Source organism: Methylobacterium sp. AC315 (assembly GCF_979253755.1).
The window spans coordinates 331,301-355,417 of sequence record NZ_CEEDEA010000003.1 but is presented as its reverse complement, the minus strand read 5'-3'; the positions used below and the strand labels follow the sequence as shown (position 1 = coordinate 355,417).

23 protein-coding genes and 1 tRNA gene are annotated in these 24,117 nt (G+C 68.6%); 16 read left to right on the top strand and 8 right to left on the bottom strand.

Features of this window, described 5'->3' with window-relative positions:
- The first annotated feature begins 30 nt into the window (after nt 1-30).
- From coxB to AC0IY0_RS06855, 10 genes are all read left to right on the top strand, one after another.
- A complete protein-coding gene (coxB, locus tag AC0IY0_RS06900) occupies nt 31-870 on the top strand; it encodes a cytochrome c oxidase subunit II (RefSeq protein WP_147908512.1) in 840 nt (279 codons plus the stop codon).
- A gap of 50 nt (nt 871-920) precedes the next feature.
- Nucleotides 921-2,549, top strand: a complete 1,629-nt coding sequence (gene ctaD / locus AC0IY0_RS06895) for a cytochrome c oxidase subunit I (RefSeq protein ID WP_147908513.1) — start codon at nt 921-923, stop codon at nt 2,547-2,549.
- A gap of 202 nt (nt 2,550-2,751) precedes the next feature.
- Nucleotides 2,752-3,702 carry a heme o synthase gene (locus AC0IY0_RS06890; protein WP_471763375.1) on the top strand — a complete coding sequence of 317 codons (951 nt, stop codon included), beginning with the start codon at nt 2,752-2,754 and terminating at the stop codon, nt 3,700-3,702.
- Between the two features lie 5 nt (nt 3,703-3,707).
- A complete protein-coding gene (locus AC0IY0_RS06885; protein ID WP_187193554.1) occupies nt 3,708-3,872 on the top strand; it encodes a hypothetical protein in 165 nt (54 codons plus the stop codon).
- A gap of 8 nt (nt 3,873-3,880) precedes the next feature.
- Entirely contained in the window at nt 3,881-4,489 is a 609-nt protein-coding gene (locus AC0IY0_RS06880) for a cytochrome c oxidase assembly protein (protein ID WP_147908515.1), read from the top strand.
- A gap of 141 nt (nt 4,490-4,630) precedes the next feature.
- Entirely contained in the window at nt 4,631-5,491 is an 861-nt protein-coding gene (locus tag AC0IY0_RS06875) for a cytochrome c oxidase subunit 3 (RefSeq protein WP_147908516.1), read from the top strand.
- Nucleotides 5,492-5,640: 149 nt separating this feature from the next.
- Entirely contained in the window at nt 5,641-6,015 is a 375-nt protein-coding gene (locus AC0IY0_RS06870) for a DUF983 domain-containing protein (protein ID WP_187193553.1), read from the top strand.
- Nucleotides 6,012-6,776 (top strand): SURF1 family protein, encoded by a 765-nt coding sequence (locus AC0IY0_RS06865; protein ID WP_471763374.1) that lies wholly within the window; start codon nt 6,012-6,014, stop codon nt 6,774-6,776. The genes AC0IY0_RS06870 and AC0IY0_RS06865 overlap by 4 nt, the downstream gene beginning before the upstream one ends.
- Before the next feature lie 212 nt (nt 6,777-6,988).
- Entirely contained in the window at nt 6,989-8,101 is a 1,113-nt protein-coding gene (gene sfnG, locus AC0IY0_RS06860) for a dimethylsulfone monooxygenase SfnG (RefSeq protein ID WP_147938229.1), read from the top strand.
- A 46-nt stretch (nt 8,102-8,147) separates the two neighbouring features.
- On the top strand, nt 8,148-9,404 hold the full coding sequence (locus AC0IY0_RS06855) for an SfnB family sulfur acquisition oxidoreductase (RefSeq protein ID WP_471763373.1): 1,257 nt from the start codon (nt 8,148-8,150) through the stop codon (nt 9,402-9,404).
- Between the two features lie 111 nt (nt 9,405-9,515).
- Here the strand turns inward: AC0IY0_RS06855 and AC0IY0_RS06850 are convergent, their stop codons facing one another.
- The 3 genes from AC0IY0_RS06850 to AC0IY0_RS06840 form a co-directional block, all read right to left on the bottom strand.
- On the bottom strand, nt 9,516-10,403 hold the full coding sequence (locus AC0IY0_RS06850) for a cation diffusion facilitator family transporter (RefSeq protein ID WP_419829362.1): 888 nt from the start codon (nt 10,401-10,403) through the stop codon (nt 9,516-9,518).
- Between the two features lie 97 nt (nt 10,404-10,500).
- On the bottom strand, nt 10,501-10,722 hold the full coding sequence (locus tag AC0IY0_RS06845; RefSeq protein ID WP_147938232.1) for a hypothetical protein: 222 nt from the start codon (nt 10,720-10,722) through the stop codon (nt 10,501-10,503).
- 5 nt (nt 10,723-10,727) lie between these two features.
- A complete protein-coding gene (locus AC0IY0_RS06840; RefSeq protein ID WP_147910704.1) occupies nt 10,728-10,976 on the bottom strand; it encodes a hypothetical protein in 249 nt (82 codons plus the stop codon).
- Between the two features lie 98 nt (nt 10,977-11,074).
- Here AC0IY0_RS06840 and queA point away from each other — a divergent pair, with 98 nt between their 5' ends.
- A complete protein-coding gene (gene queA / locus AC0IY0_RS06835; RefSeq protein ID WP_419829361.1) occupies nt 11,075-12,139 on the top strand; it encodes a tRNA preQ1(34) S-adenosylmethionine ribosyltransferase-isomerase QueA in 1,065 nt (354 codons plus the stop codon).
- Nucleotides 12,136-13,275: a tRNA guanosine(34) transglycosylase Tgt gene (gene tgt, locus AC0IY0_RS06830; protein ID WP_147938234.1), complete on the top strand. Its 1,140-nt coding sequence runs from the start codon at nt 12,136-12,138 to the stop codon at nt 13,273-13,275. Before queA ends, tgt begins: the two co-directional genes overlap by 4 nt.
- A 9-nt stretch (nt 13,276-13,284) precedes the next feature.
- Here tgt and AC0IY0_RS06825 read toward each other — a convergent pair whose 3' ends face one another.
- The 3 genes from AC0IY0_RS06825 to AC0IY0_RS06815 form a co-directional block, all read right to left on the bottom strand.
- Nucleotides 13,285-14,340, bottom strand: a complete 1,056-nt coding sequence (locus tag AC0IY0_RS06825; protein ID WP_471763372.1) for a hypothetical protein — start codon at nt 14,338-14,340, stop codon at nt 13,285-13,287.
- Between the two features lie 193 nt (nt 14,341-14,533).
- Nucleotides 14,534-14,610 (bottom strand) — tRNA-Pro (locus AC0IY0_RS06820).
- 82 nt (nt 14,611-14,692) lie between these two features.
- Nucleotides 14,693-15,400, bottom strand: coding sequence for a 4'-phosphopantetheinyl transferase family protein (locus tag AC0IY0_RS06815; RefSeq protein ID WP_471763371.1), 708 nt, complete (start codon nt 15,398-15,400; stop codon nt 14,693-14,695).
- A gap of 144 nt (nt 15,401-15,544) precedes the next feature.
- Between AC0IY0_RS06815 and AC0IY0_RS06810 the strand changes: the two genes are divergently transcribed.
- From AC0IY0_RS06810 to AC0IY0_RS06800, 3 genes are all read left to right on the top strand, one after another.
- The gene (locus tag AC0IY0_RS06810; RefSeq protein ID WP_471763370.1) at nt 15,545-16,801 is read left to right on the top strand and encodes an MFS transporter; all 1,257 of its coding nucleotides are present in this window, start codon (nt 15,545-15,547) and stop codon (nt 16,799-16,801) included.
- A gap of 65 nt (nt 16,802-16,866) precedes the next feature.
- The gene (gene ligA / locus AC0IY0_RS06805) at nt 16,867-19,308 is read left to right on the top strand and encodes an NAD-dependent DNA ligase LigA (protein WP_471763369.1); all 2,442 of its coding nucleotides are present in this window, start codon (nt 16,867-16,869) and stop codon (nt 19,306-19,308) included.
- A 70-nt stretch (nt 19,309-19,378) separates the two neighbouring features.
- On the top strand, nt 19,379-20,239 hold the full coding sequence (locus AC0IY0_RS06800; protein WP_471763368.1) for a 3'-5' exonuclease: 861 nt from the start codon (nt 19,379-19,381) through the stop codon (nt 20,237-20,239).
- Nucleotides 20,240-20,409: 170 nt separating this feature from the next.
- Here the strand turns inward: AC0IY0_RS06800 and AC0IY0_RS06795 are convergent, their stop codons facing one another.
- Entirely contained in the window at nt 20,410-22,608 is a 2,199-nt protein-coding gene (locus AC0IY0_RS06795) for a 3-hydroxyacyl-CoA dehydrogenase NAD-binding domain-containing protein (RefSeq protein ID WP_471763367.1), read from the bottom strand.
- Between the two features lie 113 nt (nt 22,609-22,721).
- Between AC0IY0_RS06795 and AC0IY0_RS06790 the strand changes: the two genes are divergently transcribed.
- Nucleotides 22,722-23,501, top strand: coding sequence for an EAL domain-containing protein (locus AC0IY0_RS06790; protein WP_147907122.1), 780 nt, complete (start codon nt 22,722-22,724; stop codon nt 23,499-23,501).
- Nucleotides 23,502-23,534: 33 nt separating this feature from the next.
- Here the strand turns inward: AC0IY0_RS06790 and AC0IY0_RS06785 are convergent, their stop codons facing one another.
- A complete protein-coding gene (locus AC0IY0_RS06785) occupies nt 23,535-24,044 on the bottom strand; it encodes a DUF2059 domain-containing protein (protein ID WP_147907121.1) in 510 nt (169 codons plus the stop codon).
- Nucleotides 24,045-24,117 lie beyond the last annotated feature (73 nt).

Genomic DNA, 24,117 nt, shown 5'->3' with positions numbered 1-24,117 from the left:
ATCAAATTGCAGGGGAGCAACGAGAGGCAGATGCGGACGGTGCGGACGATCACCCGATCACCCTTGAGCCTCGCCGCCCTCGGCGCCCTGCTCGCCTCGACATCCGGGGCGCTCGCCGCCGGATTCGGTCAGCCGGTGCCGTGGGAGATGAGCCGGCAGATCCCGGTTACCGAGAACGCGCGCGACATCCTCAGCTTCGAGATCGGCCTGCACTGGCTCTCGCTCGTGATCTCGGTCTTCGTGCTGGGGCTGATCCTCTGGTGCGTCTTCCGCTTCAACGAGAAGACCAACCCGACCCCGTCGCGCACCACCCACAATACCGCGATCGAGATCGCCTGGACGATCGTGCCGGTGCTGATCCTCGTCGCCGTGGCGATCCCGTCCTTCCGCCTGCTGCGCACGCAGCTTGCGGATCCGAAGGCCGACATGATCGTCAAGGTCATCGGCCATGCCTGGTACTGGTCCTACGAGTACCCGCAGACCGAGGCCGGCGGCGGTTTCACGTTCGATGCCAACATCGACGAGGACAAGCAGCCCCGCCTGCTCCAGACCGACAATGAGATGGTCGTGCCACTCGGCAAGATCGTGAAGATCCAGGTCACGGCGGCGGACGTGCTGCATTCCTGGGCGATGCCGGCCTTCGGCTTCAAGATCGACGCCGTGCCGGGCCGCCTGAACCAGATGTGGTTCCGGGCCGACAAGGAAGGCACCTTCCACGGTCAGTGCTCGGAGCTGTGCGGACAGCGTCACGCCTACATGCCGATCGTCGTCCGCGTCGTCAGCGAGCAGGCCTACGCCGACTGGCTGAATGAAGCGAAGACGAAGTACGCGCGCATCGACAACGGAACAAGCTTCGCCGAAGCCCGCTGAAGTCCGGTTGACCGAATAGAACCCGTCAGATCCACAAGGCACCCGAATCCATGGCTACAGCCGCAGCCCATGCCGAGGCCCACGAGGTCCACGACCATAAACCGTCGTTCTTCGCCCGCTGGTTCCTGTCGACGAACCACAAGGACATCGGCACGCTCTACCTGCTCTTCGCCTTCTGCGCCGGCATGATCGGCGCGTTCCTTTCCTTCGGTATCCGGATGGAGATGGAACAGCCGGGGCTGCAGTTCTTCTCCAATCCGGCGACGTACAACGTGTTCGTCACCGGACACGGCCTCATCATGGTGTTCTTCATGGTGATGCCGGCACTGATCGGCGGCTTCGGCAACTGGTTCGTGCCCCTCATGATCGGCGCGCCCGACATGGCGTTCCCTCGCATGAACAACATCTCGTTCTGGCTGACGGTGGCGGGCTTCTGCTCCCTGCTGTGCTCGCTGTTCGTCGAGGGCGCCCCCGGCGCATCCGGCGCCGGCACCGGCTGGACCGTCTATCCGCCGCTCTCCACTGCCGGCCATCCCGGTCCGGCCGTCGACTTCGCAATCTTTGCCCTGCACCTGTCCGGCACCGGCTCGATCCTGGGGGCGATCAACTTCATCACCACCATCCTGAACATGCGCGCCCCGGGCATGACGCTGCACAAGATGCCGCTCTTCGCCTGGGCCGAGCTGGTCACCGCCTTCCTGCTTCTGCTCTCGCTGCCGGTGCTCGCGGGCGCCATCACGATGCTGCTGACCGACCGTAACTTCGGCACGACCTTCTTCGACCCGGCCGGCGGCGGCGACCCGATCCTGTACCAGCATCTGTTCTGGTTCTTCGGTCACCCCGAAGTCTACATCATGATCCTGCCGGCCTTCGGCATCGTCTCGCACATCATCGCCACGTTCTCGCGCAAGCCGGTCTTCGGCTACCTTGCGATGGCCTACGCCATGGTCGCGATCGGCGTCGTCGGCTTCGTCGTGTGGGCGCACCACATGTACACCGTGGGCCTGTCGCTTCAGACGCAGTCCTACTTCGTGTTCGCCACGATGGTGATCGCGGTGCCCACGGGCGTGAAGATCTTCTCCTGGATCGCCACCATGTGGGGCGGATCCATCCGCTTCACCGCCGCCATGCACTGGGCCGTGGGCTTCATCTTCCTGTTCACCGTCGGCGGCGTCACCGGCGTGGTGCTCGCCAACTCGGCGGTCGATAAGTACCTGCACGACACCTACTACGTCGTGGCACACTTCCACTACGTGCTGTCACTTGGCGCTGTGTTCATCATCTTCGCCGGTGTCTACTACTGGTTCCCGAAGATGACCGGCCACATCATCCCGGAATGGGCTGGCAAGCTGCACTTCTGGCTGGCCTTCATCGGCGCGAACGTCCTGTTCTTCCCGATGCACTTCCTCGGCCTGGCCGGCATGCCGCGTCGTTACGCCGACTACCCGGACGCCTTCGCGGGCTGGCACAAGGTCTCCACCTACGGCGGCCACATCTTCGGCCTCAGCATGTTCGTCTTCGTGATCGGCGTCGTGCTGGCCTTCCGCTCGAAGGAGCGGGCCGCCGACAACCCGTGGGGCGAAGGTGCCACCACCCTCGAGTGGACGCTCCCCTCCCCGCCGCCGTTCCACCAGTTCGAGACGCTGCCCCGAATCGTCGACGAGCCGGGCGCGCACTGACAAGTCTCCGCGAGGGCCGCATCCGCGGCCCTCGCCCTTCCCCGGAAGCCGCCACGGCGACTTCCCGGCAAGGGCGACCAAGACGGGTGATCCGCACAAGCCGAGTGTCCCGCTCGCGCTGACCCTTGGAACGAATCGATTTCGAAACACGACTCGGCCGTGACGCGCGTGGCCGGGCGCCGACACAACAGCGGCAGACGCGATGACGAGCCTGACGAACACGATCAGACCGGACGCACCGGCCCCGACCTTTACGGCGGTCGGCGGCGACGTGCCGGACTATTTCGCGCTGCTCAAGCCGCGGGTGATGGTCCTCGTGATCTTCACCGCGCTGGTCGGCATGGTCGTCTCCCAGGGCCACGTTCCGCCGGCCATCGGCGTGATCTCGCTCTTGGCCATTGCGGTCGGCGCCGGGGCGTCGGGCTGCCTCAACATGTGGTGGGATGCCGACATCGACGCGGTCATGACCCGCACCGCGCAGCGGCCGATCCCGGCCGGGCGGATCTCGCCCGAGGAGGCGCTCGGCTTCGGGCTGTTCCTGTCGGTGGCATCGGTTCTTGTGCTGGGCCTCGCGGCGAACTGGCTCGCCGCCGGTCTGTTGGCCTTCACCATCGTGTTCTACGCGGTGATCTATTCGATGTGGCTGAAGCGGGCGACCGCGCAGAACATCGTCATCGGTGGCGCCGCCGGTGCCCTGCCGCCGGTGATCGGCCAAGCCGTCGTCTCCGGCTCGGTCGGGATCGAGTCCCTCGTACTCTTCGCGATCATCTTCATCTGGACGCCGCCGCATTTCTGGGCGCTGGCACTGATCAAGGCCGAAGAATACGCCCGCGCCGGCATCCCGATGATGCCCAACGTCGCCGGGCCGGCTTCGACCCGCCGGCAGATCGTTTGGTACTCGGTGTTCCTGTTTCCCCTCGGGCTTGCGCCCGTGGCGCTCGGGTTCGGCGGCCTGCTCTACGCGGTGATCGCCGTGATCGGCGGGCTCGGAATGCTGGCCTTCAGCGTCCGCGTCCTGAGGAATCGCACCGGCGATGCCGAGAAGCGGGCTGCGATGGGCATGTTCGGCTTCTCGATCCTGTACCTGTTCGCGCTGTTCTCGGCGCTGCTTGCCGAGCAGAGCTTCGGCCTCTTCCTGCCGGTCCTGGTCTAATCGCCATGCCGGATCCGGAAGTCCCCTATCGCCAGCTCACGCCCGTCGAGGAGGCGCGCCGGCGTAAGCGCTCGGTGGCCATCGCGTTGGCCCTGGGTGCGTGGGTCCTGCTGTTCTTCGTGCTGACGATCGTCAAACTCGGCCCGCAGATCCTCAGCCGTCCGCTCTGAGGGGCACGATGACAAAACCTCATCCCGATCCGCTTCGCGGCGCCAAGCGCACGGCGATCGCGTGTGCCGGCCTGGCGGTCGGCATGGTCGGCCTCGCCTTCGCGTCGGTGCCGCTCTACGACGCGTTCTGCAAGGCAACGGGCTACGACGGCACGCCGCGCCAGGGCCCGGCCCTCGCGTCGGCGGCGCGCACCGACGACAGCATGGTGGTGCACTTCGATACCAACGTCGCGCCGGGCCTGAGCTGGAAGTTCGCCCCCGAAGCCAACACCGTCGAGGCGAAGCTCGGCGAAACCAAGACGGTGTTCTTCCGGGTGCAGAACACCGGCGCCAAGCCATCGACCGGCGTCGCGACCTTCAACGTCCAGCCCGGCCTGATGGGCAGCTACTTCGTCAAGATCGCCTGTTTCTGCTTCAACGAGCAGACGTTGCAGCCCGGCGAGACGCTGGACGTGCCGGTGGTCTTCTACGTCGACCCGGCGGTGCGGGAGGATTCGAACACCGCGCATCTTTCCGAAATGACGCTGTCCTACACGTATTTCGCCTCCAAGAACGGCCAGCCGGTGACGGCGGCGGTCGCGACCACGGGGGCTTCGGGCACGAAGCGCGATTTCTGATCGCGAACGCGTGACAACACAGGTCGGCACCGACTAAGTGTGCGGACAAGCTTGGGGGTCCCGTATGTGGCGCCCAGCCAAAGAGCGATAGGCCGGATGCCGGGAACGGCGCGGGGCGTCAGGGTGAGGAGCGACGGGACGATGGCCGAGGCGCACGCCAAGAATCACGATTTTCATATTCTAAGCCCGAGTCCGTGGCCGCTGATGGGCGCCTTCTCGGGCTTCCTGATGGCGTTCGGCGCCGTGTTCTGGATGAAGAGCCTCCAGATCGGTACCCTGACCCCGGGTCCCTACATCTTCGGGGCTGGCGTTTTCGGCGTGCTCTACACCATGTTCGCTTGGTGGAAGGACGTGGTGCACGAGGCCAATTCCGGCGATCACACCCGCGTGGTCCAACTCCATCACCGGTATGGCATGATGATGTTCATCGCCTCCGAGGTGATGTTCTTCGTCGCTTGGTTCTGGGCCTACTTCGAGGCGGCCCTCTACACCGCCGACCCGATCCAGGCCTCCCGGGTCGAGTTCACGGGCGGCGTCTGGCCGCCCAAGGGCATCGAGGCGTTCGATCCGTGGCACTTGCCGCTGCTGAACACCCTGATCCTGCTGACCTCCGGCACGACCGTCACCTGGGCCCACCATGCCTTGCTGCATGGGGACCGCAAGGGTCTCAAGTACGGCCTGTGGCTGACCATCGTGCTGGGCGTGCTGTTCACGGCCTGCCAGGCGTACGAGTACAGCCACGCCGAATTCGGCTTCGCGGGCAGCATCTACTCGTCGACCTTCTACATGGCGACGGGCTTCCACGGCTTCCACGTCATCATCGGCACGATCTTCCTGGCCGTATGCCTGTACCGGACCTACGCGGGCCAGTTCACCCCACGCCAGCACCTCGGATTCGAGTTCGCCGCCTGGTACTGGCACTTCGTTGACGTCGTGTGGCTGTTCCTGTTCGCCGCGATCTACGTCTGGGGCTCGGGCGTCTTCCACGGCGCCGCGCACTGAGCGCTGCTATCTCGTCACCGCATGGCGGGGGTGTGAAAGGGCGGCTCAGGCCGCCCTTTTTCGTGTGCGACTCGGCGTGATCCCCATATCGAGGGAATGGCTGTGAGGCGGCGCGCATGCGCTCGCCTGGGCCAGTCTGGAGTGCTCACGTGGACCAACGAACCTATCCGCAGCTGCCGCCCGTCCCCACCGGCCTCCGCGGCCGGTGCCCCCGCTGCGGCGAAGGCCATCTGTTCAAGGGCTACCTGACCCTGCGGCCGTCCTGCGAATCCTGCGGGCTCGACTATTCGGGTTTCGACTCGGCGGATGGGCCGGCTTTCTTCGTGATGTCGATCGTCGGCCTTCTGGTGGTGGGTCTGGCTCTGTGGCTGGAGATCACCTACGAGCCGCCGATCTGGGTCCACGCGCTGGTAGCCGGCAGTCTTTCGATCGGTCTGAGCCTGATCCTGGTCCGGCCGCTCAAAGGCATGCTGATCGCCCTCCAGTACAGCAACAAGGCCGAGCAGGGACGTTTCGAGCAGTGAGTCGCACATCGCCGCGTGCGGCCGCCTGGCGTGACCTCGTCGCACCCGGGCTCGCATCCCTGATCGCGCTGGCGATCCTGCTGGGTCTCGGGACGTGGCAGATCGAGCGCAAGACCTGGAAAGAAGAGCTGATCGCCCGCATCGTCCGGCAGACGAAGGCGGAGCCTGTGGCGCCCCCTGAACCCGGCACCTGGGATCCCGGCCGGGACGAGTTCCGCCATGTGCGGGTCTCCGGCCGGTTCGACAACGATCGCGAGGCGCTGGTCCACGGACTTGCGGCCGGCGAGACGCCGGGCCGGGCGCTCCAGGGCTATTACGTGATCACGCCGTTTCAGCGCGCGGATGGCGGTGTCGTCCTGATCAACCGCGGCTTCGTGCCCACGGAGCTGAAGACCCAGGCCGACCGCCGGGATGGCCTCATCGAGGGCCCGACCACCGTCACCGGGATTCTCCGGGTCAGCGAGGCGCGGGGGATGTTCGTGCCGGAGGCGGATCCGGCACGGGGCGAATGGTTCACCCGCGACGTCGCCAGCATCGCTGCCGCGCGCGGGGTCGCCGACGCGGCACCCTACCTGATCGAGGCCGACGCGGTGCCGGATCAGACCACGTGGCCACGGGGCGGTCAGCTGAAGGTCGATCTGCCGAACAACCACCTGCAATACGCCTTCACGTGGTTCGCGCTGGCGCTTTGCCTGATCGGCGTGTTCGGCATGTTCGCCTATCGACGCCTGAACGATTCGGATGGCGTCGGCACAGTGTGAGAATAAACCCGCCGCTGAGTGAGTTCGGCGCAGAAGAATGCAACAGGACGGGCGTCTAAAACGGCATCGCGTTCCTTTGACCCGGCATCGTCAACGCGGAATACTTTGCGTGTTCATTAGCGGTCGCGCAAGCCTGCATCTTGTATTCAGTTTGTCGCGATCCTTCGAAGACGCCGCGGGGCAACGTCCCCGCGCGACAGAGGTAGCGCGCCATGACCGACCGTTTCAAAGACACGCCGCCTGATCCGATCCGCTTTGCCTACTGGGTGCCCAACGTCTCGGGCGGCCTCGTGATCAGCAAGATCCCGCAGCGCACGAGCTGGGATGCCGACTACAACCGGCGCCTGGCACAGATCGCGGAGGAATCCGGCTTCGACTACGCCCTGACCCAGATCCGCTTCACGGCTGGCTACGGCGCCGAATATCAGCACGAATCGGTGGCGTTCAGCCACGCGCTGCTGGCCGCCACCTCCAAGATCAAGGTGATTGCCGCGCTGCTGCCAGGCCCCTGGCATCCCACACTGGCGGCCAAGCAGATCGCAACGATCTCGCAGCTGAGCGGCGGCCGGATCGCCGTCAACATCGTGTCGGGCTGGTTCTCGGGCGAGTTCCGCGCGATCGGCGAGCCCTGGCTCGACCACGACGAGCGTTACCGGCGCTCGGAAGAGTTCATCCGCAGCCTCCGGGGGATCTGGACCCAGGACAACTTCACCTTCCGGGGCGATTTCTATCGCTACACGGACTATACCCTGAAGCCGAAGCCGGCCGACCCGCTGCCGGAGATCTTCCAGGGCGGCTCGTCCCGGGCGGCGCGCGACATGGCAGCGCGCGTCTCGGACTGGTACTTCACCAACGGCAACACGCCGGAGAACATCCGCGCGCAGGTCGACGATGTCCGCGCGAAGGCCGCCGCAATCGGCAACAACCCGCGCATCGGCGTGAATGCCTTCGTGATCGCCCGCGATACCGAAGAGGAGGCCCGCGCCGTCCTCCAGGAGATCATCGACCACGCCGATCCGGACGCCGTGAAGGCGTTCGGCCACGAGGTGAAGAATGCCGGGAAAGCCTCGCCCGAGGGAGAAGGCAACTGGGCCAAGTCGGATTTCAACGACCTCGTCCAGTACAATGACGGCTTCAAGACCAACCTGATCGGCACACCGGACCAGATCGCCGAGCGGATCCTCGCGCTGAAGGATGCGGGGGCCGACCTCGCGCTTCTGGCCTTCCTCCATTTCCAGGAGGAGGTCGCGTATTTCGGGGCACATGTGATCCCCCGGGTCCGCGCACTCGAAGCCGCCCGCGAGACGCGCGCCGAGGCGGCCTGATGGCTGCCCGCCCGAAAGATTTCCGCCCCGTTCGGAGTGAGCCATCATGAACATCGCCGTCGACGCGCGCGCGCTCGACCCCCTGCCGCGCCAAGGTGTGCCGGGGCCAGCCAGCCCGGCCTCGCCCGCCCATGTGATCCGTGACGACACGGAGGCGCTGGCGGTCGCCCGGAACCTCGCCGCGGAGTTTCGACGCGGCGCCTCGGAACGCGACCGGAACCACGCGCGGCCCCTGGCGGAGCTCGACGCCTTCTCCCAGAGCGGGTTGTGGTCGATCAACGTGCCGAAGGCGTTCGGCGGCCCGGAGGTGTCCTACAAGACCCTCGCGCAGGTCGTCGCGATCATCTCGGCGGCCGATCCGGCGATCGGCCAGATCTCGCAGAACCACCTCGGTATCGTTGCGTCGATCCGGACGGTCTCGGACGAGGCGCAGCAGCGTCTGCTGTTCGGGGCGGTTCTGCGCGGCACACGGTTCGGCAACGCGTTCTCCGAGCGCGGCACCAAGCGGGCCGCGGATTTCGACACCCGGTTCACCGATCACGGCGACCACGTGATCGTGCGCGGCCAGAAGTTCTACGCCACCGGGGCATTGCTCGCTCACCTGGTGCCGATCGTCGCCCTCGATGCGGAGGGACGGGCCTGGTACGCCATCGCCGAGCGGAACGCGCCAGGACTCACCGTGATCGACGACTGGTCCAGCTTCGGCCAGCGCGGCACGGCGAGCGGCACGGTGCTGATCGAGAATGTCCGGGTCGAGAAGACACACTTGGTGCCGGCCTGGAAGGGCTACGAGGCGCCCCGGTCGGACGGCGCCATCTTCCAGGTCATCCAGGCGGCGGTCGATGCCGGCATCGGCCGCGAGGCCCTGGACGACACGATCGCGTTCGTGCGCGAGAAGGCGCGCCCGTGGATCGACAGCGGTCAGGAGCGGGCCTCCGACGACCCCTACACGATCCAGGCGGTCGGCGACCTCACCATTCGGCAGCACGCAGCGGAAGCCCTGCTCGACCGGGCCGGGCTCGCCCTCGACGCGGCGGTCGCACAGCCGGATGCGGAGCGTGTCGCGGCGGCCCAGCTCGCCGTCGCGGAGGCGAAGGTGCTGACGACCGAGGTCGCGTTGGCCGCCTCCAACAAGCTGTTCGAGCTCTCCGGCACCCGCTCGACGCTGGCGGCGGAGAACCTCGACCGCCACTGGCGCAATGCCCGGACCCATACCCTGCATGATCCGGTGCGCTGGAAGGTCGCCATCGTCGGCAATCACGCCCTGAACGATGTCGCGCCGCCGTTCCACGCCTGGAGCTGACGCAGGTCCCGGCGGCCGGGCTGCTGGCACGGATGGAGCGTCGTCCCCGGATCATACCGCGGGCGACGTTTCTGGCTGGGTTTGATGCGCCGGCGTAGGGCTCGCGTGCTCCTAGAGAACCGGCAGGCCCCGGGCTTTGGCTTCCTCGCCCGGCTCCACGTGAATGGTCACGACCGCACCTGGGATCGTGGTTTCCAGGGCGCTCTCCAGCCGGTCGCAGATGGCGTGCGAGGCCTCGACCGTCATGCTGCCCGGAACCACGAGGTGGAAATCGATGAACGTGGCTTGGCCGGCCGAACGGGTGCGGACGTCGTGGGCTTCGAGCGCGCCCTCCCCGTGCTGCGAGATCAGCGAGCGGATCTGGCAGACCACGTCGGGGGACGCGGCCCGATCCATCAGGCCATCGACGGATTCGCGCACCATCCGGAAGCCCGACCACAGGATGTTGAGTGCCACGAGCCCGGCCACCGCCGGGTCGAGGGCCGGGTAGCCGGTTACCCAGACCGCGGCGACGCCCAAGAGTACGCCGCAGGAGGTCACGACGTCGGCGAAGACGTGGCGCGCATCTGCGATCAGGGCCGGCGAGCGCCACGCGCGGCCCCAGCGCATCAGCGCCCAGGCCCAGGCGGCGTTGATGACGCCCGCCCCGAGATTGATCGCCAGACCCACCGCTGGCGTGTCCAAGGGTTTTGGGGCGAGCAGGCCGAAATACGCCTCCCGCAGGATCAGGACGGCGGCCACCACGATGAGGGCGCCCTCGATCACCGCGGAGAAAAACTCCGCCTTGTGGTGGCCGTAGGGATGCTCGGCGTCGGCCGGACGCGCGGCGACACGCAGGGCCACGAAGGCGCCGATCGCCGCCACCACGTTGATGATGCTCTCGAGCGCGTCGGAATACAGCGCCAGGCTGCTGGTGAGCCAGGCCGCGTAGAACTTCAGCCCGGTGACCACCAAGCCGATGCCGGCGCTGAAGAGGGCTGCTTTCTGGGTCCGGTCCATGGGATGCGCCGATCACGAGTCGACGTGCCCATACGGGATGCAGCTTGCCTCAGGCCACGGCAAAGCTTCGACGCTGCCGAAAGAGTCTTAGCTTCGGCTATGCTTCGGTCGGACCGGGAGCCGGACTGCGGGCCGCCTCGCGCTGGCGGCTCCGCTCGGCCTTGGCCCGCGCCTCGGTCGCCTTGCGCATCAGGCGACGCCGCTGCCACGCGAAGCGCGCGGCGGTGGCCATCGTGTCGAGCCGCGCGGCTTCACGGTCCCAGTACCCGACGAGCTGGCCGTCGAGGGTCATGCGGGCGGGACGGCTGATCCTGACCATGACGTTCAGTCCCGTGGCGCTGGCGGCTCGCCGGTCTCGGCCACGATCAGCGCGTCCGCGTCACCGTTGAAACTCCCGAGCCCGGAGTTCGGCACCGGTACGGCCGGGCTTCCGAAGGGCTCGCTGGGATAGGCCTCCGCGAACTTCGACCGTGCCTGATCTGGATCGTCGGCCTTAAGCACGATCTGTTCGGTGCCAGGCAGCGGCCAGCGCGGGTCTGCGGCATCACGGGGGCGCACGGCGTACCAGGGCATCGTTCGGGCGTCTCCGTCCTCGGTGTGGCGTGAACAGGCGGCGCGGCGAACCGGTTCCGAGGTTGAAACCGCGTCCGGTTCGGTGCAGGCACCCGGCGATGCGCGTGGACCTGTTCGATTTCGACCTGCCGGAGAGCTGCATCGCCCTGCGCCCGGCCGAGCCGCGCGACGGTGGGCGGCTCCTGGTCGTACGCCCCGGCGAGGATTTGGCGGACCGCACGGTGCGCGACCTGCCGGCAGCGCTGCGCTCCGGCGATGCCCTGGTCTTCAACGACACGCGGGTGATCCCGGCGCGGCTCAACGGCGTGCGCACGCGCCCGGGGGCGCCGGGCCAGCGCACGGAGGTGATGCTGCACCTGCGGGAGGCGCCCGCGCGCTGGCGCGCCTTCGCCCGCCCGGCCAAGCGATTGACCCCCGGGGACGCGATCCAGTTCGGTGCGCTCCAGGCCATCGTCGCCGATAAGGCGGAGGGCGGCGAGATCGTGCTGGATTTCGACCGCGGCGGCGCCGAACTCGACGCGGCGATCGCCCAGGAAGGCGCGCTGCCCCTGCCGCCCTACATCGCCGGCAAGCGCCCCACCGACGCCCGCGACGCAACCGATTATCAGACTGTCTACGCACGGCATCCCGGTGCCGTGGCGGCACCGACGGCTGGGCTGCATTTCTCGGACGCGCTGCTCACGGACCTCGACGCGGCCGGCCTGCGGCGTCACCACGTCACCCTGCATGTCGGCGCCGGGACGTTCCTGCCGGTCAAGGCGGACGACACCGACGCCCACCGGATGCACGCCGAGATCGGCATCCTCGATGCCGATACGGCCGCCACCCTCAATGCCGTCCGGGCCGCGGGCGGCCGGATCGTCGCGGTGGGCACGACGGCGCTACGCCTCCTCGAGAGCGCCGCGAGCCCCGACGGCACGCTCTCGGCTTTCTCGGGGCCGACCGACATCTTCATCACGCCCGGCTACCGCTTCCGCGCGGTCGACGCCCTGGTGACGAACTTCCACCTACCGCGCTCGACCCTGTTCATGCTGGTCTCGGCGTTCTCGGGCCTCGACACGATGCGGGCGGTCTACGCGCACGCGATCCGGAGCGGCTACCGCTTCTACTCTTACGGCGACGCCAGCCTGCTGTTTCCGGGCCCGCGCGCGGATATCCCATGACCGAGACCCTGCCCTTCGGCTTCACCCTGCACGGGCAGGACGGCACCGCCCGCACCGGCGCCATCGCGACGCCGCGCGGAGAGATTCGCACGCCGGCCTTCATGCCGGTGGGGACCGCCGCGACCGTGAAGGCGATGTATCCGGGGCAGGTGCGGGAACTGGGCGCCGACGTGGTCCTGGGTAACACCTATCACCTGATGCTCCGTCCGGGCCCGGAGCGGATGGCGCGGCTCGGCGGCCTGCACAAATTCATGAACTGGGACCGGCCGATCCTGACCGATTCCGGCGGCTTCCAAGTGATGTCGCTCTCGGCCCTGCGGAAGATCGACGAGCAGGGCGTGACCTTCCGCTCGCATATCGACGGCACCGCGCACCACATGAGCCCGGAACGCTCCATCGAGATCCAGGGTCTGCTCGGCTCCGACATCCAGATGCAGCTCGACGAATGCGTGCGGCTTCCAGCCGAGCATGCGGCGATCGAGAAGGCCATGCACCTCTCGCTGCGCTGGGCCGAGCGCTGCCGGGTGGCGTTCGGCGAACAACCCGGCAAGGCGATGTTCGGCATCGTGCAGGGCGGCGACATCCCGGCGCTCCGCGTCGAGAGCGCACGCGCGCTCACCGACCTCGACCTGAAGGGCTACGCGGTGGGCGGGCTCGCGGTGGGCGAGCCGCAGGCGGTGATGTTCGCCATGATCGAGACCGTTGAGCCGCACCTGCCGCAGGCCAAGCCGCGCTATCTGATGGGAGTGGGCACGCCGGACGACATCCTCGGGGCGGTGGCCCGGGGCATCGACATGTTCGACTGCGTGATGCCGACCCGCGCAGGCCGGCATGGTCTGGCCTATACCCGCAACGGCCGGGTCAACCTGCGCAACGCCCGCCACGCCGAGGATACGGCGCCGCTGGACGAGACCTCGACCTGCCCGGCGGCGCGCGACTATTCCCGGGCCTATCTCCACCACCTCGTCCGGTCGAACGAGATCCTGGGGATGATGCTGCTCACCTGGAACAACCTCGCCTACTACCAGGACCTGATGGCAGGCGCCCGGGCGGCAATCGGCGCGGGGCGGTTCACGGAGTATTGCGCCGCCACCCGCGAGGGCTGGGCGCGGGCCGAACGCGCTTCTGCCGGCTGAGGATCCGCGTCACGGATGCGCCAGCACGCGATAGGTGCCGTCCGGATCGTCGGTCCCGAGGCGGACGGCGTCTTTCAGGTCCGCCACGATCCGCGCCGCCACCGGCAGGCGGTAGTGCAGCGCATCCCAGTAATTGTCGTCCCGCGTGGTGATCGGCGAGGGACGGCGGAAATCCACCACCACGGCGCCGTGCCGGGCACCGATCTCCGCGACCCGCGCCTTGCAGGCCGCCTCCCGGCGGCCGGCCGGCGTGCCGGGCACCCCCTGCGCGACCGCGTGAACCGGCATGAAGGCGACGAGCTTCGTCGCGGTCCCGGGCAGTCGAGCGAGCAGGGCATCGAGCCGCGCCAATGCCGGCATCGGCGCATCCGGTGGATCGGCGGGCGTCGCAGGATCGCGCGCGCCGGCACGGATATGAGTGCGGGCGCGCTCGGGATCGTACAGCACCTCGGGCGGCGTGAAGACCGCATAGCCGTCGGACCTCAGCCGCGTCTGCACGAGGCCGAGGCGCGCCAGTCCGGTCTGCGCAGCGATCGTGAGCGAGCGGAGGCTGACCTGCCGGAGCACGCCCCAGGGTGTGCCGGCCTCGTAGAGCCAGTCCGGAAAGGCGTTGGCGCTGCGGGCCGGCGGATCGGCGGCGCACCAGGTCGTGTCGAGGCCGAACAGGATCGCCCTCACCGGCCGGTGGGCCACGAACAGCTCGGCCAGCCGAATTTGCTCATCCGGTGTCGCGGCGTTGACCGCCAGGTTGGCAAAGCGCGCCGCGAAGGCGGAATCGAGGGCGCCCGGGTCCAGCAGCCGCGCTGTCGAGGTGCCGAACACGGCGGCGTCGAAGGCACCGCCGCGGGCGATCTGCGGATAAGACAGCCGCTGGTTCGTATCCATGATCGGACCCGGCGGATGGCCGGGTGCCACCCGTAATCCGTAGGGGTCGAGGATCGCGATGCCGACAACCACGGAGATCCCAACCAGCGCTGCGCCGATGAGGAATTGTCGCGCATAGTCCACCCACACGGACGCCGCCGCGGCGACGGGGTTTGGACCGGCTGGTGTTTCCAAGGCCATAGGCAGGGCGCATACTCGCTTCGGACCGAGCCGTCGCGGGAATTAGCGGTCCGTGCGGTGGACGGGATCAGCAAGGCGACGGCGGACAAGCAATCGCCGTAGCGAGGGGCGTAGCCCGCACCCACGCCTTGCGGCCCAGGCCGCCAAGTGCTGAAGCAAGAAAGCGGGAAGACCGTCAGCCCCGAGAGGAGCTTGGTCGGAGTGGCAGGATTTGAACCTGCGACCCCCACGTCCCGAACGTGGTGCGCTACCAGACTGCGCTACACTCCGAAGGCCGGCTTGCGTGTCCGCAACTGCCGGCAGCGGGCTTATAGCTGCGCCTTTCCCGTACCGCAAGGGCGGTTTTGGGCGGTCAGCGCAGACGGGTCGTCCAATCGCCCGCCAGATGCCGGACCGTGATCTCGGACGCCGCGCAGCGCAGCGCGGCCGTCGCGGCATATCCGGGACCGCAATCGAGTTCGGTGAGCGTCCAGTCGCCGGCCTGCTGCATGCGGAGGAGCCTTGGGCGGGCGGGCGGCACGCTGACGCTGAAACGGTCGAGCGACATCGAGAGGCCGGCACCCAGCGCCTTCACCACGGCCTCCTTGCGCGTCCACAGGCCGAAGAAGGCGGGCTCCATCGTCTCGTGGGAGTGGCCGGCGAGGGCTGCGACCTCATCCGCCGCAAAATGCCCGCGCGCGATGCGCAACGGATCCGGGATCGGCCGGATCGCCTCGACATCGACGCCGATGGCCGCGCCGCGCGCTACGCCGACGACCGCGCGTTCACCGGAATGGGACAGGTTGAAGTCGAAGGCGACGTGCGCGGCACCGGCCAGGCGAGGCTTTCCGGCCCCGCCGGCCTCCACGCGAATCGCGCCCGGCGCGCTGCCCAGCGCCTCTCCGAGAATCAGTCGCAGGGCCGCGTGGCTCGCCTGGAACCGAATGCGGTCCGCCGCCCGCATGAAGCGCGCGGCGCGGTCGCGCTCGTGTGTATCCAGGACGGGCGCACACCGATCGAGCTGACCCGGCGACAAAGCCAGATCGACGATCCAGATGTCGGCCGCGCTCACGCGACCCATCGCGAGGTCCGGGCGTACGACGTAGGCTGTTCAGGGTGGGGCGGCACGGGTTCGATCCGGTGGCGGCGGGGGGAGGAGCATCGTCGTGCGGCACCGGGCCGACAAGTGCAGGGCGACTTGAGGGTTCGGCCGGCTCCGACAGGCGTGGCATTGCCGAGCCTCGCGGGGCGGCGCGCCCGCTACGGCGTCTTCTTCGCGACCTACCTCTATCAAGGTCTGATCGCCGGCTTTTCACTCACCGCCCTGGCCAACCACCTTACGGCGCGTGGGGTGTCGGCAACCGAGGTCGGGGTTCATTTCGCCCTGGCGGGGCTGCCCTGGACGCTCCAGCCGATCCTGTGGGGGCCGCTCGTCGACCGGTCCGGCAACCTGCGCATGGGCCGGCGCCGGCCCTTCGCGGTGGCCGCGCTTCTCGGGTGTCACGCGGCGGTGGCCCTGATGCTGTTGCTCGACGCGGAACAGGTGGGCCTGCTCGGCATCGCCTTCCTGGTCCACAGCCTGTTCGCCTCGCTGCTGGATACCGCATGCGACCGGATGATCATGGACCACGTACCCGCGGAAGAGTTGGGCCGGGTCAGCGCCTGCACGCGCGCGGGCTTCGTCGTCGGCACGAGCCTCAGCGCGGCGATCCTCGGCTGGACGCTCGCCACGTACGGGCTGACCGTCAGCCTCTCCGTGCTGCTCGGGGCGGGTCTGCTGGCGAGCCTGCCGATGCTGCTCGTGCGCGAAGCACCCGCAGACGCGTTGCTGTCGCTCGACCGGCGCGGACCGGATCCCCGACGGGTCCCGTTCCTGCGCTTCCTCCGCCGCCTTGGGATCGCGCTGCGCAGAAAGCGGGCGCTGCAGCTGCTGGCCCTGTGTTTCGGCCTCGACGGGGCCCTTGGGCTGTTCGAGCTGCCCTTCTCGGTCGACCTGCTCCAAGGCCGCGGCTGGGAGCCCGCGGCCCTGTCCCGACTCCAGGCGGGGCTGGCGCTCGTGAGCGGCACCGCGGGCGCGTTCACCATCGGCCTGTGGTCCGATCGGGTCGGGCCGGTGCGGCCGCTGAGAATCCTGCTCGTGGCGAGCGCGGCGACCTTCGTGCTGGCGGGGGTGCTGATCGGTGCCGGCCTTCTCGGCTCCGCGGCACCGCTCATCCTGGCCCTGACCAACGCCTTGCCGGGTCTCTTGATCGTCGCGCTGATGCCCGCCCTGCTCCAGGCCAGCCGCGGACGCGCCGGCGCGGCGACGCAGTTCGAGGTCTACATGGCGGCGATGAATCTCGGCTCGGTCGCCGGGACGGCTTCGGCCGGATGGCTCGCCCCGGTGATGCCGCTGTCCGCCGTGGCAATCCTGGTCGCCACCGTGTTCCTGGGTGCGGCCCTCCTGGTCGGCCGCGGCGAGTTGCTCGCCCCGGGCGGTTGAGGGAAATCGGGGATGTCGCAGGGCGGCCGACTCCCCCCGGGCCCGCGATGCGCTAGAACGCCCACATGCCAGCTGCGAAGCCCGACACGCCCGACCTCGACCTGACAGCCGAGGAGGCGCGCACCGAGCATGCCCGGCTCTCGGACGCGATCCAGGAGGCCGACAGGCTCTACTACCAGGAGGACGCGCCCGAGATCTCGGACGCGGAGTACGACCGCCTGCGCCGCCGGCTGGAGGAGATCGAGACCCGGTTTCCCGATCTCGCCGGGACCGGGGCGGCCAGCACGTCGGTCGGCGCCAAGCCCTCGGAGAAGTTCGCCAAGGTGCGGCACGCCGTGCCGATGCTCTCGCTGGGCAACGCCTTCGATGCGGAGGAAGTCGCCGAGTTCGCGGCTCGGGTCCGGCGCTTCCTGGGCTGGCCCGAGGACGCGCCCCTGGCCTTCACGGCGGAGCCGAAGATCGACGGCCTGTCGTTGTCGCTGCGCTACGTGAACGGCGCGCTCGAGACGGCAGCCACCCGCGGAGACGGCGAGGTCGGCGAAAACGTCACCGCCAACGCCCGCACCGTCCACGACATACCGGCCTCGCTCGCGGGGACCGGATGGCCGGAGATCTGCGAGATCCGTGGGGAGGTTTACCTGTCCCACGCCGATTTCGCCGCGATCAACGTGCGCCAAGAGGCGTCCGGCAAGCCGCTCTTCGCCAACCCGCGCAACGCCGCCGCCGGCAGCCTGCGCCAGCTCGATCCCGGCATCACGGCGTCCCGGCCGCTGAAGTTCTTCGCCTATGCCTGGGGCGAGCTCTCGGCACCGATCGCCGAGACCCAGTCCGGCGCCCTCGAACGGTTCGCCAGCTGGGGCCTGCCGGTGAACCCCCTGACCCGCACGTTCACCGACATCGACGCGATTCTCGGTCACTACCGCCGGATCGAGGCGGACCGGGCCGGGCTCGGCTACGACATCGACGGCGTCGTCTACAAGGTGGACGACCTCGCGTTGCAGAAGCGGCTCGGCTTCGTCTCCCGCTCGCCGCGCTGGGCGCTGGCGCACAAGTTCGCCGCCCAGGAGGCGACGACGGTGGTGGAGGACATCGTCATCAATGTCGGCCGCACCGGCTCGCTCAACCCCCTCGCGAAGCTGCGGCCCGTGACGGTGGGCGGCGTGGTCGTGTCCAACGCGACGCTCCACAACGAGGGCTACGTGAAGGGCGTCGGGGGCGACGGCGCGCCGATCCGCGACGGCCGGGACATCCGCGTCGGCGACACCGTCACCGTGGTGCGGGCCGGCGACGTCATCCCGAAAGTGATGGATGTCGACCTCGCCAAGCGCCCGGCGGATTCGCAGCCCTACGCCTTCCCCGAGACCTGCCCGGCCTGCGGCAGCCGCGCCGTGCGGGCGGTCAACCCGCGCACCGGACGCCCGGACGCGATCCGGCGCTGCACCGGCGGCCTGATCTGCCCGGCGCAGGGGGTCGAGCGGCTGAAGCACTTCGTCTCGCGCAACGGTTTCGATATCGAGGGTTTCGGCGAGACCTACATCGAGGTGCTGTTCGAAGCCGGGCTGGTGCGCCAGCCCGCTGATCTGTTCCGCCTGGATTTCGAGACCCTGAAGGCGGCCGTCGTGGCCCGGCGCGAGGCGCTTTCGGCCGAGCGGCGCGCCGAGGCCGGCGCCATCGAGCCGCCGAAGAAGGCCGCCAAGAGGAAGGGCGACGACGAAGACAAGGCGATCAAGAACCTGCTGGCCGGGGTCGAGGCCCGCCGGTCGGTCCCGATGAACCGGCTGCTGTTCGCCCTCGGCATCCCGCAGATCGGCGAGGCCACCGCCAAGGCGCTGGCCAAGCGGTTTTCGGACATGCCGTCCCTCATCGCCGCGATCAAGGACGCGGCGGCCGTGCAGCCGGGGCCGGACTGGGTCGAGCTGCGGTCCGTGGACAGGATCGGCGACACGACCCGAGACCGCCTGCTCGATCTCGGCTTTCCTGACGACGCACATTCCGACGCACCGTCCGATGCGCCGCGCGCGCGGCTCAGCGCCCCCCAGCGGGAAAACCTGCTGCAGCATTACGGCGATGCCGATGCCGTGCGGGCCGCCCTCGCCCGGGCCGCCGAGCAGAAGCCCGGGGACGCTTACCGGCTGTTTGCCGACGATGGCGAGATCGGGCCCGTGGCGACCGACGCGCTGATCCTGTTCTTCTCCGAGCCGCACAATGCCGACGCCGTCACGGCCCTGATCGCGGAAGTCACGGTCGCGCCGATGGAGCGTCCGGCGGCCGCCTCGGCCTTCGCCGGCCAGACCGTGGTCTTCACCGGCACCCTGGAGAAGATGACCCGCAACGAGGCCAAGGCCGTGGCCGAGCGGCTCGGCGCGAAGGTCTCCGGATCGGTTTCGGCCAAGACCGACCTCGTGGTCGCGGGCCCCGGGGCCGGCTCGAAGCTCAAGGATGCCGAGAAGCACGGCGTCCGGGTCGTGTCGGAGGATGATTGGCTCGGGATGGTGGCGCAGGGTTGAAGCGCTGGTCGCGGGGGCTTAGACGGTTCGGGAACACCCCGAGAACGTTCCACGGCATGGTCCACCCGCGATGACGGTCCTGGCCCTCGACTTCGAGACGGCCAACGAGCGGCGCGACAGTGCCTGCGCGGTGGGTCTTGCCTGGATCGCGGACGGGCGCGTCGTGCGCCGGGAGAGCCACCTGATCCGGCCGCCGGAGATGCGGTTCTCGCCGGGCAACATCCGGGTCCACGGCATCCTGCCCGCCAACGTGGCCAACGAGCCGGATTTCGCCGGCGTGATGGCGCCCTATCTCGGCGATCTGACCCGCGGGCTGATCCTGGCGCACAACGCCAGCTTCGACATCGGCGTGCTCCGCGCGGGCTTGGCCCGGGCGGGCCTGCCGGTTCCGGCTCTGTCCTATCTCTGCACCGTCCAGATCGCCCGCCGGGTCTTCCCGGCACCGGAGGGCTGCGGCCTCGGCAAGGTGGCCCGGCGCCTCGGAATCCGCTTCGAGCACCACGACGCCGGAGAGGATGCCTATGCCTGCGCGGCGATCGCCCTGGCGGCCATGCGCCAGACCGAGACGCCGGACGTCCACGGCCTCGCGGCGGCGATCGGCGTCCCGGTCACCCGGGTGACGGGCGGCCCGTCCCTCCCCCGCCAGGCTGCGGGACCGATCAGCGACCGCGCGCTGGCCGCTTTCCCGGCCGCCCCCTCGGCGCTGAGCTTCTCCGTGCGAGGCTCGACCGGCAAGCGATACGACATCGTGCTGGAAGAGCGGACGGGCGGCCCGCAACTCAGATGCACCTGCACGGCGGGCCGCTACGGCATGCGCTGCCGCCACGTGAAGGCGCTGGAGGTCGGAGACATCACCGACCTGCTTTCCGACAACGCCGGCGATGTGGAACTGCTCGCCCGGATGCTCGGTGCGAAGCTCCGTGTCGCGTGATGAGGATCAGGCTGCCGCGAGGCAATGCTGAAGCACCGTGACTGGGCGCTCGACATCGCTCGAAGCCACATGCCGACGTCCAATTAGCCGGAGACGCAGTAAGCCGAGCCGTTCCCGGAGCGATCGGGAACGGCTCTCAGTCCCTGGTCTTATGAGGGTCTGCTGAAAGATCAGGCTGCGCGCTTCTCCGCCGCGTAGAACGTTCCGCCCTGCTCGGCCATGGCGGCCAGGGTGTCGGGGACCCGGAAGCGGGGGCCGTGCTTGGCCTCCAGGCCGCGGGCGAGGGCCACGAAGGAGGCCGCCCCCATGAAGTCGATGTAGGACAGGGTGCCGCCCGTGAAGGGGGCGAAGCCGAAGCCCAGGATCGAGCCGACATCGGCCTCCCGGGGATCGGTGACCACGCCTTCGCCGACGGTGCGGGCGGCTTCCAGCGCCTGCACCACCAGGAGCCGCTGCTTCAGCTCGTTGAAATCGACTGCCTCCGGGGTGATCCGGTTGGGCTGCAGGTCGGCCAGGCCCGGCCAGAGGCGCTTGGGTGCGCCTTCGGGGTAATCGTAGAACCCCTTGCGGTTCTTGCGCCCGAGCCGGCCCTGGCCCTCCACCATGGCGGTGAGGATCGTCTTCTGGGCGGGGTCGACCGCATCCGCCCCGACCTGCGCCTCGGTGGCCTTGGCGATCTTGAGCACGAGGTCGAGGGCGACCTCGTCGTTGAGCGAGAGCGGCCCGACCGGCATGCCGGCCTGGCGCCCTGCGCTCTCGATCATGGCGGGCGGCACGCCCTCGGCGAGCATCTTGTGCCCCTCCAGGATGTAGGCGCCGACGCAGCGGTTGGCGAAGAAGCCGCGGGCGTCGTTCACGACGATCGGCGTCTTCTTGATCAGCCGCACGTAATCGAGGGCGGTGGCGAGCGCCGCGTCCCCGGTGGCCTCGCCCTTGATGATCTCGACCAGCATCATCTTCTCCACGGGCGAGAAGAAATGGATGCCGACGAACCGGTCTGGCCGCTGCGAGTTCTTCGCCAGGCCGGAGATCGGCAGGGTCGAGGTGTTGGAGGCGAAGATCGTATCGGCGCCGATCACTGCCTCGACCTTCTGGATCACCTCGGCCTTCACCTTGGGGTCCTCGAACACCGCCTCGATCACGAGGTCGCAACCGCTGAGCGTGGCGTAATCCGCCGTGGTGGTGATCCGGCCGAGCAGCGCGTCGCGGTCCGCGGTCTTGGCGCGGCCCTTGTTGATCTGGCCGGTAATCAGCGTGTGGGCGTAGGCCTTGCCCTTCTCGGCGGCCTCGATCGACTGGTCGACCAGGACGACCTCGATCCCGGCCTGGGCCGTGACGTAGGCGACGCCCGCGCCCATGAAGCCGGCGCCGATCACGCCGACCCGCTTCAGGTTGGTGGCCGGGACGTCCTTCGGCCGGCGGGCACCCTTGTTCAGCTCGCCCATGGAGATGAACAGCGTGCGGATCATCGCCGCCGCCTCCTTCGAGCGCAGGATATGCGCGAAGTACCGGCTCTCGACCCGCAGGGCGAGGTCCATGGGCAGCTGCAGACCCTCGTAGACCGAGGCCAGGATCGCCTTGGCGGCCGGGTAATTGTCGTGCGTCTCGCGGCGGTAGATCGCGTTGGCCGGCGGCCAGATCATCATGCCGGCGGGCGAGTAGACCTTGCCGGAGGGTGCCTTGAACTTCGGCACGTCCCAGGGTGCCACCGCCGAGCCGCCGTCGCGGATCCAGGCCTTGGCGCGCTCGACGATCTCGGCCTGCGGCGCCACCGCGTGGATCAGCCCCATGCCCTTGGCCATCGGCGCGCGGATCTGCTCGCCCTTGAACAGCATCTGGAGCGCGTCGCCGGTCTGCATCAGCCGCGCGACCCGCTGGGTGCCGCCGCCGCCCGGGAACAGCCCGACCTTGATCTCCGGCAGCCCGAGCCGTGTCTTGGCATCGTCCGAGGCGATGCGGTGGTGGCAGGACAGGGCGAGCTCGAAGGCGCCACCCAGGCACAAGCCCTGGATCGCGGCAGCGAACGGCTTGCCGCAGGTCTCAAGCCGCCGGAACAGCAGCGACAGGCGCCGCGACGCCTCGAAGAAGTGGCGCATCGCCACCTCCTCGCCCTGCTCGGCCTTCAACTGCTCATAGGCCCGGCCGAGCCCCTGCAGCATCGTGAGGTCGGCGCCACCGGAGAAGTTGTCCTTGCCGGTGGCGATCACGCAACCCTTGATCGCCGCGTCCGAGGCGACCCGCTCGATGATCTGCTCGAGCTGATCCATCACCGCTTCGGTGATCACGTTCATCGAACGGCCCGGCATATCCCAGGTCGCCACCGCAACGCCGTCTCTATCGGTCTCAAAACGGAAATCGGTCAGCGTCATCGTGCCGTCCTCCCAAAGTCACGCCGTCTAAAAGCCGGTGGTTGTACGTTAAGGTTGCATTGAGCGCCGTAGCGCATGATCCGCCGGTCGGGGGGTACCGACGGATTCGGCATATGACGAAGGACATTGGCTGCCGCGCATGCCGCGACGGGGCCGCCCTCGATTTCGACTTCACAATGGCGTTTCAGCCGATCCTCGACCTCGGATCCGGGCACGTCTGGGCCTACGAAGCCCTGGTGCGCGGGCCCAACGGCGAACCGGCCGGCACCATCCTCGACCGGGTCACCGACGCGAATCGCTACCAGTTCGACCAGGCCGCGCGCGTCAAGGCGATCGAATTGGCCGGGCGCCTGTTCCCGCGGGACAGCGACACGCGGCTGTCGATCAACTTCATGCCGAACGCGGTCTACGAGCCGAACGCCTGCATCCGCGCCTCGCTGGAGGCCGCGCGACGCGTCGACTTCTCGTATCGGCGGATCATGTTCGAGTTCACCGAACAGGAGCGGTTCCGCGACATCGAGCATGTGAAGCGCATCGTCGCCGCCTACCGCAGGCAGGGCTTCCTGACGGCGCTCGATGATTTCGGCGCCGGCTTCGCGGGGCTGAACCTGCTGGCGAATTTCCGTCCCGACCTGATCAAGATCGACATGGAGCTCGTGCGCAGCATCGACACGGATTCCGGCCGCCACGCGATCGTGTCCGGAATCATCGCCATCGCCCGCGCGCTCGGCGTCACGGTTCTGGCCGAGGGCGTCGAGACCGCGGGGGAACTCGATGCCCTGCGCGGTCTCGGGATCACGCTCGTGCAGGGCTATCACTTCGCCAAGCCCAAGCTCGAAGACCTGCCCCGGGTGGACGGCTTCGCCCATCGGGCGGCCGCGCGCGCGGCCTGAGACCAGCCGATCGCGCGCGGGGAACGGCATCGGCTACTTCGGCGCCGGTGCAGGGGGAGCCGCCGGGGGCGGCACCGGCGGCGCACCGGTCTTCGGGGCGTTGTCGGTGGCGGCGGCCACCGCCAGCATGTTGAGCAACTTCGTCACCGAGTTCTGCGAGATCGCCGTCACCGCCGAGTTGGGGTCGGCGTTCATCGTCTGGAACTTGAGGTAGGTCGGATCGGCGTAGATCTCGTCCAGATGCTTCAGCTCCGCGAGCGTGAACTTCTGGGCGTATTCCTTCGACAGCCCCTCGATCATGATGCCGCGCTGCTTCTCGAACTCGTCCGTGAGCTCCTTGCGCACGGCCTCGGCGCGCGATTCCGGCATCGCCGCAACGGTCTTCTCCAGGGCGACGTTGAAGCCGGTCTGAAGGTTCTTGATCAGGGTCTTATTCACCAGCGACGTGGCTTCGGTGATACGGTCGGACGCATCGTCGGCACGTGCGGCCAGCGGTATGCTCAGGGAGACGCCCAGGCAGAGCGTCGCGATCAGGCGGTTCAAGGGCTCGACTCCCAATGTTTTATCGTCCGGCCCGGATTCGGGCCGACCGTCGCCCGCGCCTCTAGCAGCGTTC

Excerpts from the sequence above, each read along its gene's own strand:
- AC0IY0_RS06800 (WP_471763368.1), top strand. The coding sequence starts at position 19,379 with ATGACGGTCCTGGCCCTCGACTTCGAGACGGCCAACGAGCGGCGCGAC.
- AC0IY0_RS06850 (WP_419829362.1), bottom strand. The coding sequence starts at position 10,403 with ATGGACCGGACCCAGAAAGCAGCCCTCTTCAGCGCCGGCATCGGCTTG.
- AC0IY0_RS06845 (WP_147938232.1), bottom strand. The coding sequence starts at position 10,722 with ATGGTCAGGATCAGCCGTCCCGCCCGCATGACCCTCGACGGCCAGCTC.
- sfnG (WP_147938229.1), top strand. The coding sequence starts at position 6,989 with ATGACCGACCGTTTCAAAGACACGCCGCCTGATCCGATCCGCTTTGCC.
- coxB (WP_147908512.1), top strand. The coding sequence starts at position 31 with ATGCGGACGGTGCGGACGATCACCCGATCACCCTTGAGCCTCGCCGCC.
- AC0IY0_RS06880 (WP_147908515.1), top strand. The coding sequence starts at position 3,881 with ATGACAAAACCTCATCCCGATCCGCTTCGCGGCGCCAAGCGCACGGCG.
- AC0IY0_RS06855 (WP_471763373.1), top strand. The coding sequence starts at position 8,148 with ATGAACATCGCCGTCGACGCGCGCGCGCTCGACCCCCTGCCGCGCCAA.
- AC0IY0_RS06825 (WP_471763372.1), bottom strand. The coding sequence starts at position 14,340 with ATGGCCTTGGAAACACCAGCCGGTCCAAACCCCGTCGCCGCGGCGGCG.
- AC0IY0_RS06875 (WP_147908516.1), top strand. The coding sequence starts at position 4,631 with ATGGCCGAGGCGCACGCCAAGAATCACGATTTTCATATTCTAAGCCCG.
- ligA (WP_471763369.1), top strand. The coding sequence starts at position 16,867 with ATGCCAGCTGCGAAGCCCGACACGCCCGACCTCGACCTGACAGCCGAG.
- ctaD (WP_147908513.1), top strand. The coding sequence starts at position 921 with ATGGCTACAGCCGCAGCCCATGCCGAGGCCCACGAGGTCCACGACCAT.
- AC0IY0_RS06885 (WP_187193554.1), top strand. The coding sequence starts at position 3,708 with ATGCCGGATCCGGAAGTCCCCTATCGCCAGCTCACGCCCGTCGAGGAG.
- tgt (WP_147938234.1), top strand. The coding sequence starts at position 12,136 with ATGACCGAGACCCTGCCCTTCGGCTTCACCCTGCACGGGCAGGACGGC.
- AC0IY0_RS06815 (WP_471763371.1), bottom strand. The coding sequence starts at position 15,400 with ATGGGTCGCGTGAGCGCGGCCGACATCTGGATCGTCGATCTGGCTTTG.
- AC0IY0_RS06795 (WP_471763367.1), bottom strand. The coding sequence starts at position 22,608 with ATGACGCTGACCGATTTCCGTTTTGAGACCGATAGAGACGGCGTTGCG.
- AC0IY0_RS06840 (WP_147910704.1), bottom strand. The coding sequence starts at position 10,976 with ATGCCCTGGTACGCCGTGCGCCCCCGTGATGCCGCAGACCCGCGCTGG.
- AC0IY0_RS06890 (WP_471763375.1), top strand. The coding sequence starts at position 2,752 with ATGACGAGCCTGACGAACACGATCAGACCGGACGCACCGGCCCCGACC.
- queA (WP_419829361.1), top strand. The coding sequence starts at position 11,075 with ATGCGCGTGGACCTGTTCGATTTCGACCTGCCGGAGAGCTGCATCGCC.
- AC0IY0_RS06790 (WP_147907122.1), top strand. The coding sequence starts at position 22,722 with ATGACGAAGGACATTGGCTGCCGCGCATGCCGCGACGGGGCCGCCCTC.